The organism is Natrinema salsiterrestre (genome assembly GCF_029502005.1).
GTDB classification, from domain to species: Archaea; Halobacteriota; Halobacteria; order Halobacteriales; family Natrialbaceae; genus Natrinema; species Natrinema salsiterrestre.
Map to the genome: position 1 here is coordinate 105,705 of NZ_JAMQOT010000004.1, position 14,510 is coordinate 120,214.

General features: G+C 64.3%; 14 protein-coding genes. 6 read left to right on the forward strand and 8 right to left on the reverse strand.

What is annotated here, in order from left to right:
• Positions 1-130: 130 nt before the first annotated feature.
• Positions 131-352, reverse strand: a complete 222-nt coding sequence (locus NDI89_RS12445) for a MarR family transcriptional regulator (RefSeq protein WP_277521931.1) — start codon at positions 350-352, stop codon at positions 131-133.
• Positions 353-622: 270 nt separating this feature from the next.
• Here NDI89_RS12445 and NDI89_RS12450 point away from each other — a divergent pair, with 270 nt between their 5' ends.
• The gene (locus NDI89_RS12450; protein ID WP_226006173.1) at positions 623-817 is read left to right on the forward strand and encodes a XapX domain-containing protein; all 195 of its coding nucleotides are present in this window, start codon (positions 623-625) and stop codon (positions 815-817) included.
• Between the two features lie 29 nt (positions 818-846).
• Here NDI89_RS12450 and NDI89_RS12455 read toward each other — a convergent pair whose 3' ends face one another.
• The 6 genes from NDI89_RS12455 to NDI89_RS12480 all read right to left on the reverse strand — a co-directional run bounded on the left by NDI89_RS12455 (position 847) and on the right by NDI89_RS12480 (position 5,850).
• Positions 847-1,005, reverse strand: a complete 159-nt coding sequence (locus tag NDI89_RS12455; protein ID WP_277521932.1) for a hypothetical protein — start codon at positions 1,003-1,005, stop codon at positions 847-849.
• Between the two features lie 92 nt (positions 1,006-1,097).
• Entirely contained in the window at positions 1,098-2,936 is a 1,839-nt protein-coding gene (locus tag NDI89_RS12460; protein ID WP_277521933.1) for an FAD-binding protein, read from the reverse strand.
• Positions 2,937-2,939: 3 nt separating this feature from the next.
• On the reverse strand, positions 2,940-3,812 hold the full coding sequence (locus tag NDI89_RS12465; RefSeq protein WP_277521934.1) for a succinate dehydrogenase/fumarate reductase iron-sulfur subunit: 873 nt from the start codon (positions 3,810-3,812) through the stop codon (positions 2,940-2,942).
• Between the two features lies 1 nt (position 3,813).
• A complete protein-coding gene (locus NDI89_RS12470; protein ID WP_277521935.1) occupies positions 3,814-4,179 on the reverse strand; it encodes a succinate dehydrogenase/fumarate reductase transmembrane subunit in 366 nt (121 codons plus the stop codon).
• Positions 4,179-4,604 carry a succinate dehydrogenase, cytochrome b556 subunit gene (sdhC, locus tag NDI89_RS12475; RefSeq protein WP_277521936.1) on the reverse strand — a complete coding sequence of 142 codons (426 nt, stop codon included), beginning with the start codon at positions 4,602-4,604 and terminating at the stop codon, positions 4,179-4,181. Before sdhC ends, NDI89_RS12470 begins: the two co-directional genes overlap by 1 nt.
• A 163-nt stretch (positions 4,605-4,767) precedes the next feature.
• The gene (locus tag NDI89_RS12480) at positions 4,768-5,850 is read right to left on the reverse strand and encodes a succinylglutamate desuccinylase/aspartoacylase family protein (RefSeq protein ID WP_277521937.1); all 1,083 of its coding nucleotides are present in this window, start codon (positions 5,848-5,850) and stop codon (positions 4,768-4,770) included.
• Between the two features lie 185 nt (positions 5,851-6,035).
• On the opposite strand from NDI89_RS12480, the gene NDI89_RS12485 reads away from it, so the two are divergent.
• The 5 genes from NDI89_RS12485 to katG all read left to right on the forward strand — a co-directional run bounded on the left by NDI89_RS12485 (position 6,036) and on the right by katG (position 12,928).
• The gene (locus NDI89_RS12485) at positions 6,036-6,788 is read left to right on the forward strand and encodes a GNAT family N-acetyltransferase (RefSeq protein WP_277521938.1); all 753 of its coding nucleotides are present in this window, start codon (positions 6,036-6,038) and stop codon (positions 6,786-6,788) included.
• 437 nt (positions 6,789-7,225) lie between these two features.
• On the forward strand, positions 7,226-8,695 hold the full coding sequence (locus tag NDI89_RS12490; protein ID WP_277521939.1) for a flippase: 1,470 nt from the start codon (positions 7,226-7,228) through the stop codon (positions 8,693-8,695).
• Positions 8,696-8,785: 90 nt separating this feature from the next.
• Positions 8,786-10,129, forward strand: coding sequence for a RimK family alpha-L-glutamate ligase (locus NDI89_RS12495; protein WP_277521940.1), 1,344 nt, complete (start codon positions 8,786-8,788; stop codon positions 10,127-10,129).
• A gap of 100 nt (positions 10,130-10,229) precedes the next feature.
• Complete coding sequence (locus NDI89_RS12500) at positions 10,230-10,484, forward strand: PRC-barrel domain-containing protein (RefSeq protein ID WP_277521941.1); 255 nt, start codon at positions 10,230-10,232, stop codon at positions 10,482-10,484.
• A gap of 296 nt (positions 10,485-10,780) precedes the next feature.
• Positions 10,781-12,928, forward strand: a complete 2,148-nt coding sequence (katG, locus tag NDI89_RS12505) for a catalase/peroxidase HPI (protein WP_277521942.1) — start codon at positions 10,781-10,783, stop codon at positions 12,926-12,928.
• A 90-nt stretch (positions 12,929-13,018) separates the two neighbouring features.
• Here the strand turns inward: katG and NDI89_RS12510 are convergent, their stop codons facing one another.
• A complete protein-coding gene (locus tag NDI89_RS12510; RefSeq protein WP_277521943.1) occupies positions 13,019-14,293 on the reverse strand; it encodes a hypothetical protein in 1,275 nt (424 codons plus the stop codon).
• Positions 14,294-14,510 lie beyond the last annotated feature (217 nt).

Here is a 14,510-nt window from a genome sequence, read left to right on the forward strand (position 1 = left end):
CAGTCGTCGGCCCGCTCGCGCCTTCGGCGCTCGCGGCGAGTACCGGTGAACGGCCTGCCCTCCCCCGAGTCGCGAGTTCCTCGCGATGCTCGGAACTCGCTCCCGGCCCGTCGGCGCTGTTACTCTCTTCTCAAGCGATCTCGTACCGCCCGTCTCGCCGCTCGAGATAGCCGCGATCCCGAAGCGTACCGGTAATCGAGAGCACCGTCCCTTTCGTGACCGCCAGATCGTCACGGAGTTCGTCCGCGGTCGCCCCGTTCCCCGCAGCCACGTACAGGTAGACGAGTTTCGCGCGCGAGGAGTCGAGATCGGTCGGAATCGATACGTCGAGGTCCGTCGTCCTTTGATTCATACTCGATGCTCTGTATTTCGACGATAATAAATGCCATCTACAACGATCGTCGAAAACCTGGTCGTGAGACGGCTGTCTCGCTTCGTCGAAACCGGGAATGCCTACCGTCGAATCGCGGTCAAAATAACTTGCGAATCGGCTGAGCAGCCGGACTGGGGGATAGGCAATCGTCGTGACCGGCGATTCGTGCCAGCAGATCGCGGGCTCGCCGCGAGGGCTGAATCAGACGGACCGCTTTTGTAGACTCACTCGAGAATGGTAGGACACGCAATGTCGACGCAAATCACCGTTCTCGCGCTCCTCACTGGGTTGCTGACCGGCGCACTGTTTCGGTTTCTCAATATTCCGATTCCGGCACCGCCCGAACTCCCCGGGATCATGGGCATCGTCGGGATTTACGTCGGGTACAAGCTGATCGAGTATTTCGACGTCGGCGTGGATCTGCTCGAGGTACTCGGACTGTAGGGATCGAGCGGTGGCCGCCGGCCGCGTCCTCAGGCTGCAGACTCGCTACTGAAAAAGTGTTGCATGAGCATCCAGAGCGTCAGCAGGACCGCCGCCGGCGAGAACACGACCGCTATGAACAGCAGCGGGCCGGCCAGAACGGAGTTGCCCAGGAAAGACGCGACGACGAGCAGTGAAACGGTACCCATACGGATCGCATTAGTCGGGAACGGTTTAAGCGATTCTACTCGCAGCGAGCTCCGGTCGGATTACCGCGAAAACGAAAACGACTGCGCCGTCGTCAGTAGCTGCGCTCTTTCGGCTCGTAGGTCTTGTTCTGGCCCTCGAGAATGACCGGGCGGTAGAAGATCGAGGGCTCGCCGTCGTCCCAGGAGATGAGCGTGTGCTTGAGCCACTCCTCGTCCTTGCGCTCCTGGTGTTCCTTGCGCCAGTGGGCGCCGCGGAACTCGTCGCGGACGAGCGCGCCGAGCGCGATGGACTCCGCGACGTCGATCAGGTTCCGCGTCTCGATCGTCTGCTGGAGGTCCGTGTTGAACGTTCGCGACGGGTCGTCGACGTAGACGTCCTGGTACTCCTGGCGGCACTCGCGGATGATCTCGAGCGCCTTCTTGACGCCCTCTTCCGTGCGGAAGACGTTGACGTAGTCGGTCATCGCCTGCTGGAGCTTCGCGCGGATCTCGGCGTGTTGCACGCCGTCTTCCTTGTCCATCAGGCGGTCGACGCGCTCGCGTGCGGTCTCGACGGTTCGCTCGAGGATTCCCTCGGGGTCGGCCGTGACGCCGCCGTCCGCGGCGACGCCGCCGGTCGTGTCGAGTCCCGCCTCGCCCGGTGCGACCGGAAGCTCGGTCTCGGTCTCGTCCTCGACGTCGTCGCCGTAGCCGGTCCGGATCTTCGGCTCGCCGAGGTCGTCGCCGGCGGCGTGGCGGCCGGCGCGCTTGCCGAAGACGATCAGTTCCGGCAGGGCGTTCCCGCCGAGGCGGTTGCCGCCGTGGACGGAGACGCAGGCGCACTCGCCGGCGGCGTAGAGGCCGTCGACGCAGGTCTGGCCGTTCTCGTCGACCTCGATGCCGCCCATCGCGTAGTGCTGGCCGGGCTTGACCGGCATCGGCTCGACGAGGCCGTCGACGCCCTCGAAGTCCTCCGCGAGGTGGAGGATGTTCTCGAGGCGGTCCATGATGCGGTCCTCGCCGAGGTGGCGCATGTCGAGGTGAACGTACTCGTCCTCGACGCCGCGGCCCTCGTCGACTTCGGTGAGTTCGGCGCGAGCGACGACGTCGCGCGAGGCGAGTTCGCCGGAGTTGTTCGCGTAGCCGTGCTCGAACATGAACCGCTCGCCCTCGCTGTTGTAGAGGATCCCGCCTTCCCCGCGGACGCCCTCCGAAATGAGGACGCCCGTCGAGGGCAGCGAGGTCGGGTGGAACTGGATGAACTCCATGTCCTCGAGCGGCGCGCCCGCGCGGTAGGCCATGGCGTGGCCGTCGCCGGTACAGGAGACGGCGTTGGTAGTGTGATCGAAGGCCTGCCCGGGGCCGCCCGTCGCGAGGACGACGCCCTGATTCGCCTTGAAGCCTTCAATCTTCCCGGACTGAACGTCGTACGCGACGACGCCGTGGCACTCCCGATCGTTCGGGTCCGGCTCGTCGGTCGTCGCCATGTTCATCACGTACCACTCGTCGTAGACCTGAATGCCCCGTTTGACGACCTGCTCGTACATCGTGTGCAGCAGGTGGTGGCCCGTCTCGGCGCCGGCGTACGTGGTCCGCGGGTACGAGAGCCCGCCGAACGGCCGCTGGGAGACGCGGCCGTCCTCCTCGCGGGAGAACGGCATCCCCCAGTGCTCGAGGTTGATCGTCTCTTCGGGGGCGTCCTGGGCGAGGGTCTCGACCGCCGGCGCGTCGCCGAGGTAGTCCGACCCCTTCATGGTGTCGTAGGCGTGGAGCTCCCAGTCGTCGCCCTCCTGGAGCGCGGCGTTGATGCCGCCCTCGGCCGCGCCGGTGTGGCTGCGGACGGGGTGGAGCTTCGTGACCATCGCCACGTCGGCTCCCGCTTCGTGCGCTGCGATCGCGGCCCGGAGGCCGGCGCCGCCGGCGCCGACCACGATAACGTCGTGTTCGTACATGGATTACCAGAATTTCAGGTTTTTCTTGACTGCTTCCCGCTTGAGCTCCTGAATGTGCTCGGTGAGCGGAATGTCTTTCGGACACACTTCGGTACAGGAGAACTGGGTCTGGCACCGCCAGACGCCGTGTTCCTGCTCGAGAATGCGGAGTCGGTGCTCTTTGATTTCCTCGCCCTCGCGGTCGTCCATCGCGAACTTGTAGGCCTTGTTGATCGCCGCGGGGCCCAGGTACTCGTTGTCGCCGGCCGCGATGTTACAACTGGACATACACGCGCCACACCAGATACACCGCGAGGACATCTTGATCTTCTCGCGGTTTTCCGGGCTCTGGCGTTGCTCTTCGAGCGCGTCCGTCTCGGGCGTGTCCTCGTCCTGGAAGTACGGCTCGACCGCGTGCATCTGGTCGTAGAAGTGGTCCATGTCGACGACCAGGTCCTTGACGACTTCCTGATGGGGCAGCGGCTCGATACGGACCGGCTGCTCGAGGTCCGAGATCTGGGTCTTGCAGCCGAGTCGCTGCTTGCCGTTGACGAAGAAGGCGTCGGAGCCGCAGACGGCCTGCCGGCAGGAGTGACGGAAGGTGAGCGAGGAGTCGTACTCGTCGCGGGCGTACATGACGGAGTCGAGGACCGTCATCCCCTTCGTGAACGGAACGTGGAAGTCGTCGAATCGGGGCTCTTGCTTGCCCTCGACTTCGGGGTCGTAGCGGAACACCTTGATGTGGACCGTTTCCCCTTCGAGTTCGGCCTCCTTTTCGGCCTGCTCGTCGACCATCCCGCCGCCTTTCTGCTGCTCCGCTGCCGGCGACTCGGCGCCTTTCATCTCCGGATCTTCCGGTGCTTCTTGACTTTCGGGTTCGGCTTGTTGTGTGCTCATGTTAGATCATCCCCGACATCGTCAGTGCGACGTAGGTTCCCTGGGCGACGAGCCCGACGCTGGCGACGACCAGCACTGCCAGCACGGCCTTCTTCTGGGTGCCCTCCAGTCCCTGATTGACCAGCGCGTTATAAACGCCGTTGACGCCGTGGAACGTGGCGGTGATCAGGAACAACACCATCGTCAACAGGTATCCGACGTTCTCCATTCTGGCCTGCGTGCCCAAGAACGTTACCTCGTAGGCGTGGTTGACGAAGTGCAGGAGGAAGAAGTGGAAGGCGAGAACGACCACCAGAAACGCCGCCGTGACCCGCTGGAGGAACCAGCGCGTCCCGCCGGGCGTAAAGGAGGAGTACTGTTCCGCCATCAGAGGGACACCCCGGTCAGGAAGGTCGGAACGCTCGCAACCGTGATCGCACCCGTCAGAACGAGCGAAGCGTAGAAACTCTTGTCCTGTGCCTCGAGTCCGACCCCGAGATCGACCATCAGCAGGCGGAGGCCGTTCAGGATGTGGAAGACGGCCACCGCGAGCAGGCCGACCTCGAGCAGTCGGATGAGGAACAGCCCTTCGAGTCCCTGTAGCGTCGTGGTGTAGACGTCCGACTCCGCCATGATTGCAGCTTCGTTCCCCGCTGCGCCGACAGACGTGCTCAGCACGGCGATGTGAGTGAACAGGTAGCCGATCAGCATCCACCCGGTGAACTTGTGGAAGATCCACGCCCACATGCCGGCCGAGAACTCCTTCCAGCGACCGAAGTCCTCGATGAGGCCGCGATTGTAAGACTGACTCATACTCTCGTATGGACCGTTTGACCGCGGCGGTATAGAAGTTACTTTTATCTCTCCTAGCAGGACTTCGGTGCGGCCGGATAGAGACGGAAAGCAACCAGTTCGCGCTGCAAACTCCCGAATCGGTTCGGGAGTGGTCGTCCGATCGGTCGACTACGAAGTCCGGTCAGTCGTCCTGCCGGAGGTCCGAGCGCGACCGCTCGGTGGTGCGCTCGCGCTCGAGCGCCGTGAGCGTGTCCGGCGAGAGCCCGACGAGGTGACAGAGGGGGTTCCCCGGGTAGACGACGGGGTTCTCCAGAACGCCGACGATGAGGCCGGTGAAGGGGGCCTCGACGGTGACGATGTCGTCCTCTTCCTTGAACGGGTTCGTGATGGTACAGATGACCTCGCCCTCCTCGACGAGCGCGCCGCGGCCGCGCTTCATGTCGACGATGCCGCCGGCGTCCGCGCGGAGCCACGTCTTCTCGTCGTCGTCGTCGATGACGGTCCGCCAGCCGGGCCAGTGGACGGACGACTCGTGGTGACACCCGAACTCGGCGAGCACGCTCGCGACGCCCGTGAGCGCGCGGTCGATCAGTCGCCGTTGGAACCGGTGGGCCTCGCCCATCTCGACGGTGATCGTCGGGATCCCGCCTTCGGTCGCCTCCCGTCGGAGCGTTCCCGAGGGACCCTCGCCCGCGATGATGACGTTGGAACTGAACGCCTTGGCGAGTCTCTCGACGCCCGGTTCCTCGATGTTCGCCCGAACGTGGAGCATGTTCGTTCGCCCGCGCGTCGACGTGTGGAAGTCGATCCCGAGATCGCAGGGCTCGATGAAGTTCGTGTATATCTGATGGGCCATCCGTCTGGCGCTGGTCGATCCCTCGCGGCCGGGGAACGACCGATTCAGGTCCCGATCGTAGATGGGGAGGTATCGCTCCTGTGCGAGGAAACCCGGGACGTTCATCACCGGCAGGCAGACGAGCGTCCCGTGAAGCACCGAGTGATCCCAGTCGTGGGCGACCTCGCGGACGACCTCGATCCCGTTGAGTTCGTCGCCGTGGGCCGCCGCTGAGAGGAAGACCGTCGGCCCCGGATGTTCGCCGTTGATCACCGTAACGGGGATTCTGACCGGATCCCCGAGATACGTCTCGCTGATACCGTATCGAATGTTCGCCGACTCGCCGGGATCGACCCGACCGCCGTTGTACGTGAACGCGTCGGACTCGCCCGACTGGTCGGGCGGCCCGGTCGCTTCGTCGTCGCTCATACGACGTTCTCCGGCGGCACCACCGTGAATGTTCTCCCTTCAGTTTCTCGAGTCCGTTCCAGCGCGTGATCCCGAGCCATTGCACGCTACTTTTCCCGGAGAAAAACCGGTTTCTCCCCGACACCGTCGATCAATATCCGGGACTGTGGGCATACGTTTTGTATCTGGCTGTGCTATGGACACCCATGGAGATTCGCCACGCAACCGACTCGGACGCCGACGCGATCCGCTCGATCGCCCACGATTCGCTCAATTCGACGTACACGGACTTTCTCGCGGAGGAAACCATCGACGAGGCGATCGAGCAGTGGTACGGCGACTCGCTCACCGACGAGCTGGCGGACGACCACACCCTCTTCTTGATCGTCGAACGCGACGGCGAAATCGCCGGGTTCTCCCAGAGCGAGGTGGTCGGCCAACACCCCAGTACCGGCCACCTCCTCTGGTTGCACGTCCACCCCGATCACCGCGGCGACGCGACCGGCGTGCGATTGCTCGTCCACACGCGCGAAGCCTTACTCGAGGAGGGTGCGGACGGAATCCGGTGTTTCGTCCTCGCGGACAACGAGGGCGGCAACGAGTTCTACCGGAGCCACGGCTTCAACCGGGCCGACCAGCGCGAGGTCGAGATCGGATCGGAGACGTTCACCGAGAACGTCTACGTCGAAGGCGACCTCGAGGACGACGGGGAGTGGGGTGCGGTCGACGAAGTCGCGGCCGACGGCGAGACGATCTACGTGAGCTACGGTGAAGCGACCCGCGGGACGCAGTCGCCGTTTTACACGGCCTACGAGAGCCCGGATCGGAACGACATATACGCGTGGTTCTGCGGGAACTGCGACTCGGTCGACAACGCGATGGACGCGATGGGGCGGATCGAATGCAACAGGTGCGGCAACCGACGGAAAGCGACCCGCTGGGACGCGTCGTACCTCTAGCCGCGCGAAACCGCCGTCCCGACCGTAGCATCCGGTGCGTCATCGTCGCCGATCGCGGCGTCCGGCCGCGGAATGCGAGTGACGGGATCGGTCGACGCTTCCGCTCGACTCGAACGATCGCCGGCAACCGGTCGTCAGCCGGGTGATTGACGACCGCGTCTCTGTCTCTCAGAACTGACTTCAAGTTTCGGTTACCTGTACGCGCGGATTTCGACGGTTTGAGCGACGATACAGAGGCACCATCAGCGGACTGGGTCCGCTGGTTCGGTTCGTCGGGACCGCGTCTCGAGAATGGCCCTCTCGGCAGTCCCGTTGTGGCCGGTTTCGGGCTGTTGCCCCCCCATTACAATCCCTCGCTCGCTCGAGTCTCCGTCTACGTTGGTCGCTCACGCCCCTGGCAGCAGTCGGTCACGAGTGTCTCATCCCCCACACCGAGTATGAACAGAGCGGATCACATCGTCGACGGCTTCAAGGCAACGCTCCTCGCGCGCGGGATCTACATGGTCTCGAGCGCGTTGTTGATGTTCGTTCTGGCACGGTACCTGCTCGACCCGGGCGGGTACGGTGCGCTGTACTGGGCGATCGGGGTGTTGACCATCATTCAGTTATTCGCCGATCTGGGACTCAGCAAATCCGTCGCGCGGTACATCTCGGAGTACCGCGAGACGGATCCCGGTCAGGTTCCGTACCTGATCAGATCCGTGATTACGGCCAAGATCGTCCTCCTGACGGTCGTCGGGTACGTCCTGTTGCTCTTTCACGAGCGGATCGCGATCGCGCTGGGCGATCCGGGAGCGGCACCGTTTCTCGCCGCGGGCGTGCTCTATCTCGTCGTCTTCTCGCTCAGCACCTTCTCGCAGGTGGCGTTTCAGGGGTTCAATCACCTCGGCTACAGCGCGCTCGTGCAGGCGGTCAGCGGGACCGGTCGGTTCCTCTTCGCCGTCGCCTTCGTGCTCGCCGGCCTCGGTGCGCTCGGGGCGTTCTTCGGGTACATCGTCGGCTACGCGATCTCCGCTACGCTCGGGATCGGCATCCTCTACTACGGCTTCCTCCGGAAACACGAGAGGGCCGACGAGTACGAAGAGGGCCTTTCTCGGCGGCTCATCGAGTACAGTATCCCGCTGACGGCCACCCGGAGCGCGAACGTCATCGACAAGCAGATCGACATCGTGCTGGTCGGGTTCTTCCTCAACCCCGCCGCCGTCGCCTTTTACACCCTCGCGAAGCAAATCTCCGACTTCGTGCTCGCCCCCGCGGAGTCGCTCGGATTCACCATCTCGCCGAACTTCGGCGAACAAAAGGCCGCCGACCAACTCGAGGAGGCCAGACGGATCTACGAGACGTCGCTGACGAACGTCCTGTTGCTGTACATCCCGGCGGCCGTCGGGCTCGCGATCGTCGCCGGCCCGTTCCTGACGCTGGTGTTCGGAAGTGATTACGCGGCAGCCGTGCCCGTGCTTCAGGTGCTCGCCGGGTTCGTCGTGTTGCAGGCGATCACGAACCTGACCAGCGACAGTCTGGACTATCTCGGACGCGCTCGAGCGCGCGCCGTCGCGAAGGGCGGAACGGCCGTCGCCAACCTCGGGCTGAACGTCCTCCTAATTCCGACCGTCGGCGTCGTCGGCGCTGCCATCGCGACGGTGGCGACCCACTCGGTGTACGTCGCGGTGAACCTCTACATCGTCCACACCGAACTCGAGTTGAACGTCGTTCGGATCGCCCGCACGACGGGACTCGTCTGCGGGATCACCGGCGTGATGGCGGTGGCCGTGTTGCTGGTGACGCCGCTGATCTCGAGCCTGTTCATGCTGGTCGGTGCGATCGCCGTCGGGACGATCACCTGGGGCGTACTGGCGGTGATGAGCGGGCTGGTCGACCCGAGACAGGTGCGGTCCGTCATCGGCTGAACCGATTGCTCCTGCCGTATTCTTATCGTTCTCTCAACCGAAATCGAACGAACTGCCAATACTTATCCGACGGTTCGGTGTGTAGTCCGTATGGTCGGTGCCGATCCCGTGACTGTCGGGGTATTGAGCCTTCATACGAGCAAGGAAACCAAGGCGATTCTCAACGCCGTCGAAGATCTCGGGCACGATTCCGAGTGGCTTCGAGCGGAGAACACGTCGATCAGCGTCGCGGACGGCAGTCCCGTCCTCGAGCCCGACGTCGACGTGATCGCGAACCGAATGCTGCTCTCGAACACCGAACAGCCCGCCGAGGAGCTCGGGCTCGCGAACACGTTCTCCCAGCTCGTGCCGACGCTCAACGAGCCGAGCGCGGTGTTGACGGCGATCCACAAGCTCTCGACTGCGTCCGCGCTGGCGGGGAACGACATCCGGACGCCGGACGTCACGCTCGCGCTCAGCGGCGACCGGTTGCGGGCCGCACGGGACCGATACGGTGAGGAAGCGGTGTACAAGACCGCGATCGGAACGCACGGGGGCGGGACCTGGAAAGTCGGCCCCGACGATCCGATCAACGCGAAGGTGGGCAACCGATACGCCTTCCTGCAGGAACTCGTCGACCAGGAGGACGTCCGCCACCGCGACCTCCGCGTCTACGTCGTCGGCGGCGAGGTCGTCGCCGCGATGTACCGCTACGCGCCGGACAACGACTGGCGAACCAACGTCGCGCTCGGCGGCTCCGTCGAGGACGCGACCGACGATCTCCCCGAAGAAGCCGCCGAGATGGCCCGTCGCGCGGCCGACGTCGTCGGTCTCGACTACGCCGGCGTCGACCTCGTCGAGGGCGACGAGGGCTGGTTCGTCCTCGAAGTCAACCCGACGGCGGGGTTCAAGGGACTCTACGAAGCGACGCAAGTGAGCCCGGCGCCCTATATCGCGAAAACGGCGATCGAACGCGCGGGCGGCGAGGTGGACGACGACCGCGTCCGAGATATTTCCAACGTCCTCGACGACTCCCGGCCGGCGGCCCAGCCGGCGGAGGCGATCACGAACGATACGGAGCCGGCCGTGATCGGCTACACCGAGGAGGTCGTCCTCTCCGGAACGAGCGGCTCGAAGTCGGTGCTCGCGAAGTCCGACACCGGCGCGACGCGGACGAGCATCGACACCAGCCTCGCGGCCGACATCGGTGCCGGCCCGATCAAGTCCATCACGCGCATCCGCTCCGGCAGCAGCAAACAGTCGAAGAGCCGTCCGGTCGTCGACGTCGTCGTCGGCGTCGGCGGCAACCAGCACACCGTCACGGCGAGCGTCGAGGATCGGAGCCACATGGATTATCCCGTCCTGCTCGGACGCGACATTCTGGGGAACTACCAGGTCGACGTGAGCCGCCGCATCGATAGCGACGCCAGTGATACGCCCGAAGAAGAGGAGTAATCGGCCGGCCGATTCGGGGTAGCTTTCGAGACGGCGATTCGTTACGTATCGCCATCGGTACCGGTTATTTTATTGACTCGTCTCGCGAACAGCGACTCGCATGACGACGGTCCTCGCCTCCGCGCTCTCCGAGACGCCAGTGATGAGATCCGATGGGGTGGAACTGGGAACGGTTCACACCATTACGATGAACGTCGAAACGGGTGAGCTCGAACGGTTATTCCTCACGCCGACTATCGACGATCTCCGAGGGATCGACACGAACGATGACGGGAAAATCGTCGTCCCGGCCCGCTGTATGAGCGACCTCGACGACTACCTGGTCGTCGATCTGACGAAGCGCGACTCGGGGTGATCGGGACGGTGCTGTGCCCCGCAGACCGGCCGCCTCTCGCATCGCTCCGTCCGACGTCGGCTTCGCCCGAGATCGACGAGATCCGAGCGGTTTCGATTCGGCCATCGGGAGCGAGTCGCTCGGCGGCGTCGCACAGTCGATATCGCATCGTATCGTGTTCGAGTCGGCATCGAGGGAAACGAGACTGCCACCGTATTTTCTGCTACCGGAAATTTAGTGCGCAAAATACGAAACAGAAGTTCTGATCGGAAGACCTATTATTCCCTGATCCTATTTTATAACCGTACGATACCGTCATGTCAGGAAATAAATCGAATCGCGACTGGTGGCCGAATCAGTTGCCCCTGGAGATTCTCGACCAGAACGCTCGCGACGTCGGTCCGTTGGAGGAGGACTTCGATTACGCCGAAGAGTTCCAGAAACTCGACCTCGAGGAGGTGAAGGCGGATCTCGAAGAGCTGATGACGACGTCCCACGACTGGTGGCCGGCCGACTACGGTCACTACGGGCCGCTGTTCATCCGAATGGCGTGGCACAGCGCCGGCACGTACCGCACCGCCGACGGCCGCGGCGGTGCGGCCGGCGGGCGACAGCGCTTCGCGCCGATCAACAGCTGGCCCGACAACGCGAACCTCGACAAGGCGCGCCGGCTGCTCCTCCCGATCAAGCAGAAGTACGGCCGGAAGATCTCGTGGGCCGACCTGATGATCCTCGCGGGGAACGTCGCCATCGAATCGATGGGATTCAAGACGTTCGGCTTCGCCGGCGGGCGCGAGGACGCGTTCGAGCCCGACGAGTCCGTCTACTGGGGGCCCGAAGACGAGTGGGAAGCGAACGAGCGCTTCGACGAGCCCGGCGGAATCGAGGCGGGGCTCGGCGCGTCCGTAATGGGGCTCATCTACGTGAACCCGGAGGGGCCGGACGGAAACCCCGACCCGGAGCTGTCGGCCAAGAACATCCGCCAGACGTTCGACCGCATGGCGATGAACGACAAGGAGACGGCCGCGCTCATCGCCGGCGGACACACGTTCGGGAAAGTCCACGGCGCCGACGACCCCGAGGAAAACGTCGGCCCCGAACCGGAAGCGGCACCGATCGAGCAGCAGGGCTTCGGCTGGAAGAACGATCACGGCACCGGTAAAGGCGGCGACACGATTACCAGCGGCATCGAGGGTCCCTGGACCCAATCGCCGACCGAGTGGGACATGGGCTACATCGACAACCTGCTCGAGTACGAGTGGGCGGCCCAGAAGGGTCCCGGCGGCGCCTGGCAGTGGATCCCGCTCGACGAGGAACTGGAGGACGCCGCGCCGGACGCCCACGACCCCGACGAATCAGTCACGCCCATGATGCTCACGACGGACATCGCGCTGAAGCGCGATCCGGACTATCGTGAGATCATGGAGGAGTTCCAGGAGAACCCGATGTCGTTCGGGATGAACTTCGCGAAGGCCTGGTACAAGCTGACCCACCGCGACATGGGCCCGCCCGAGCGGTTCCTCGGGCCGGAGGTCCCCGACGAGGAGATGCTGTGGCAGGACCCCCTCCCGGACGCGGACTACGATCTGATCGGGGAGGAGGAGATCGCCGAGCTCAAAACGGAGATCCTCGAGACGGACCTGTCCGTCCCGCAGCTGGTCAAGACCGCCTGGGCGTCGGCGTCGACGTACCGCGACAGCGACAAGCGCGGCGGCGCGAACGGGGCCCGCATTCGCCTCGAGCCCCAGCGGAGCTGGGAAGTGAACGAGCCGGATCAGCTGGAGACGGTGCTGGAGACCCTCGAGGGAATCCAGGCGGAATTCAACGGCTCCCGATCCGACGACGTTCGGGTCTCCCTCGCCGACCTCATCGTGCTGGGCGGTGCCGCGGCCGTCGAGCAGGCGGCGGCCGACGCCGGCTACGACGTGGACGTTCCGTTCGAGCCGGGACGGACGGACGCCTCCGAGGAACAGACCGACGTCGAATCGTTCGAGGCGCTCAAACCGAACGTCGACGGGTTCCGGAACTACATCGAGAGCGGGCTCGACCAACCGGCCGAGGAGTTGCTGGTGGACGAGGCCGATCTCCTGGACCTGACGGCGACCGAGATGACGGTGCTGGTCGGCGGCATGCGCGCGCTGGACGCGAACTACCAGGGGTCCGATCTCGGCGTCTTCACCGACCGACCGGGGACGCTGACCAACGACTTCTTCGTGAACCTGCTCGACATGGACACGGAGTGGGAGCCGGCCTCGGACGCCGAGAACGTGTACGAGGGACGCGATCGTGACACGGGCGAACTCGAGTGGAAGGGGACGCGCATCGACCTCATCTTCGGGTCGAACTCCCGCCTCCGCGCCATCGCGGAGTTCTACGGCTCCGACGACGCCGAAGCGGACTTCGTGCATGACTTCGTGGACGCGTGGAGCAAGGTCATGCAGCTCGATCGCTTCGACCTCGAATAATCGAGTCTCCGTACCGACGCGGATCGCAGAGAAGTCGACAACCGCTTTCGCCGGACCGATTCCCGCCCGATCGGAACGGGTTCCGAGCGATCACTCGCTCCGGATGACGACTTCGTCGTCCGTGATCTCCATTATTTGCGAGGACTCGATCGGATAATCGTCGTCGCCGTGGCTCCCCCAGTCCATGCGCGCTTTGAGTCGGTCCGTCAGCCCCGGTTCCGGATCGACGTACGCCGTCTGGCCCTCGACTTCGGCGACCATTCCGATCTGCTGTCCCGACTCGTCGACGACGTCCTTCCCCTGATCGTCGTGGGAGAGTTCGACCGCCGACGCGCCCGCCATCTCGTCGGACGTTCCCATGCCGGACTCGCCGCTCGCCATCGACTCGTCACCCGTGGCACCGGCTTCCATCTCGCCGGTCTCCATGGTTTCGTACTCCTCCATATCGATGATCTCGCCCTCGATCGTCTCGCTGCGGACCACGTCGGACTCGACCAGCTCGGACTCCTCGAGGACGTATCGCATCTCCAACCGTTCGTCGAGCTCCTCCTCGACCGTCCGCCGCTCGATGAGTTCGCTCTGGACGGCGTCGCCCTCGGTGCGCTGGCTCTGGATGACCTCCCGCTCGAGCACCTCGTCGGTGGTCACGTCCGACCGGACGACGTCGCTCTCGAGGATCGATCGCTGCACGCTCTCGAGTTCGATGTCCGTCTGGACGACGTCGCTTTCCATCTCCTGGTCTTGCTCGATGTCTACGTCTACGACGCGGCTCTCGACGATGTAGCGTTCGATCTCCTCGATCGTGTCGAGGCGGGTTTCGTCGACGGTCACCTCGATCATGTCGTCGGCGATGAATTCCGTCTCGACGACCTCGCGGGACAGGAGCTCGGAATCGACGATCTCGCGTTCGACCAGGTCCGTGTCGACGACCTCGCTCTCGATCGTGTCCCGCTCGACGACCTCGGTCTCGACGACCTGCGTCTCGACGATTTCGGTCGTCACCGTCTCGCCCTGGCGGAGTTGCTCCTCCATTTCGTCCCGTCCGAGGTCGGCCCGTTCGAACGCGTGCTCGCGCTCGACGATCTCGAAGAAGCCCATTTCATCGCCGGCGGGTTCCGCCTCGTGATAGACGAAGACGAGGTCGTCGTCTTCGAACCGCTGCTCGAACTCGTCCCAGGTGTACTCCTCGTGGTGCTCACCCATCTCGTCGCGGCGAGCGAAGGAGTGACCGTGGCCGTCGCTGTCTCGGACGCTGACCGGAACGGCGTCGCGAGCCTCGGCCCACTCTCGGATTCGCTCGGTATCCGTCGTCATCCGTCGCTGATCGGGTGCGTCCGCGTCGTTCGAGGGTGTCTCGTTTGCCATCTCGCCACGAACTGCGACCGGTCCGTACTTCAGTCGACAGGGCGATTCCGTCGGAACACTGTCTCATTTCTCGAGACCCCTCGTTCTGCCGGCACGGGCCGGGCCGTAATCCGCTGTTTCCCTCTCGGGCGGTGACTGTTTCACGGTTCGAGTGGGCTGTAGCAGACCGTTACCCTAGAGAACCGTTCAGCGAGTCGGTCGGCGGCCGGTCACTGGA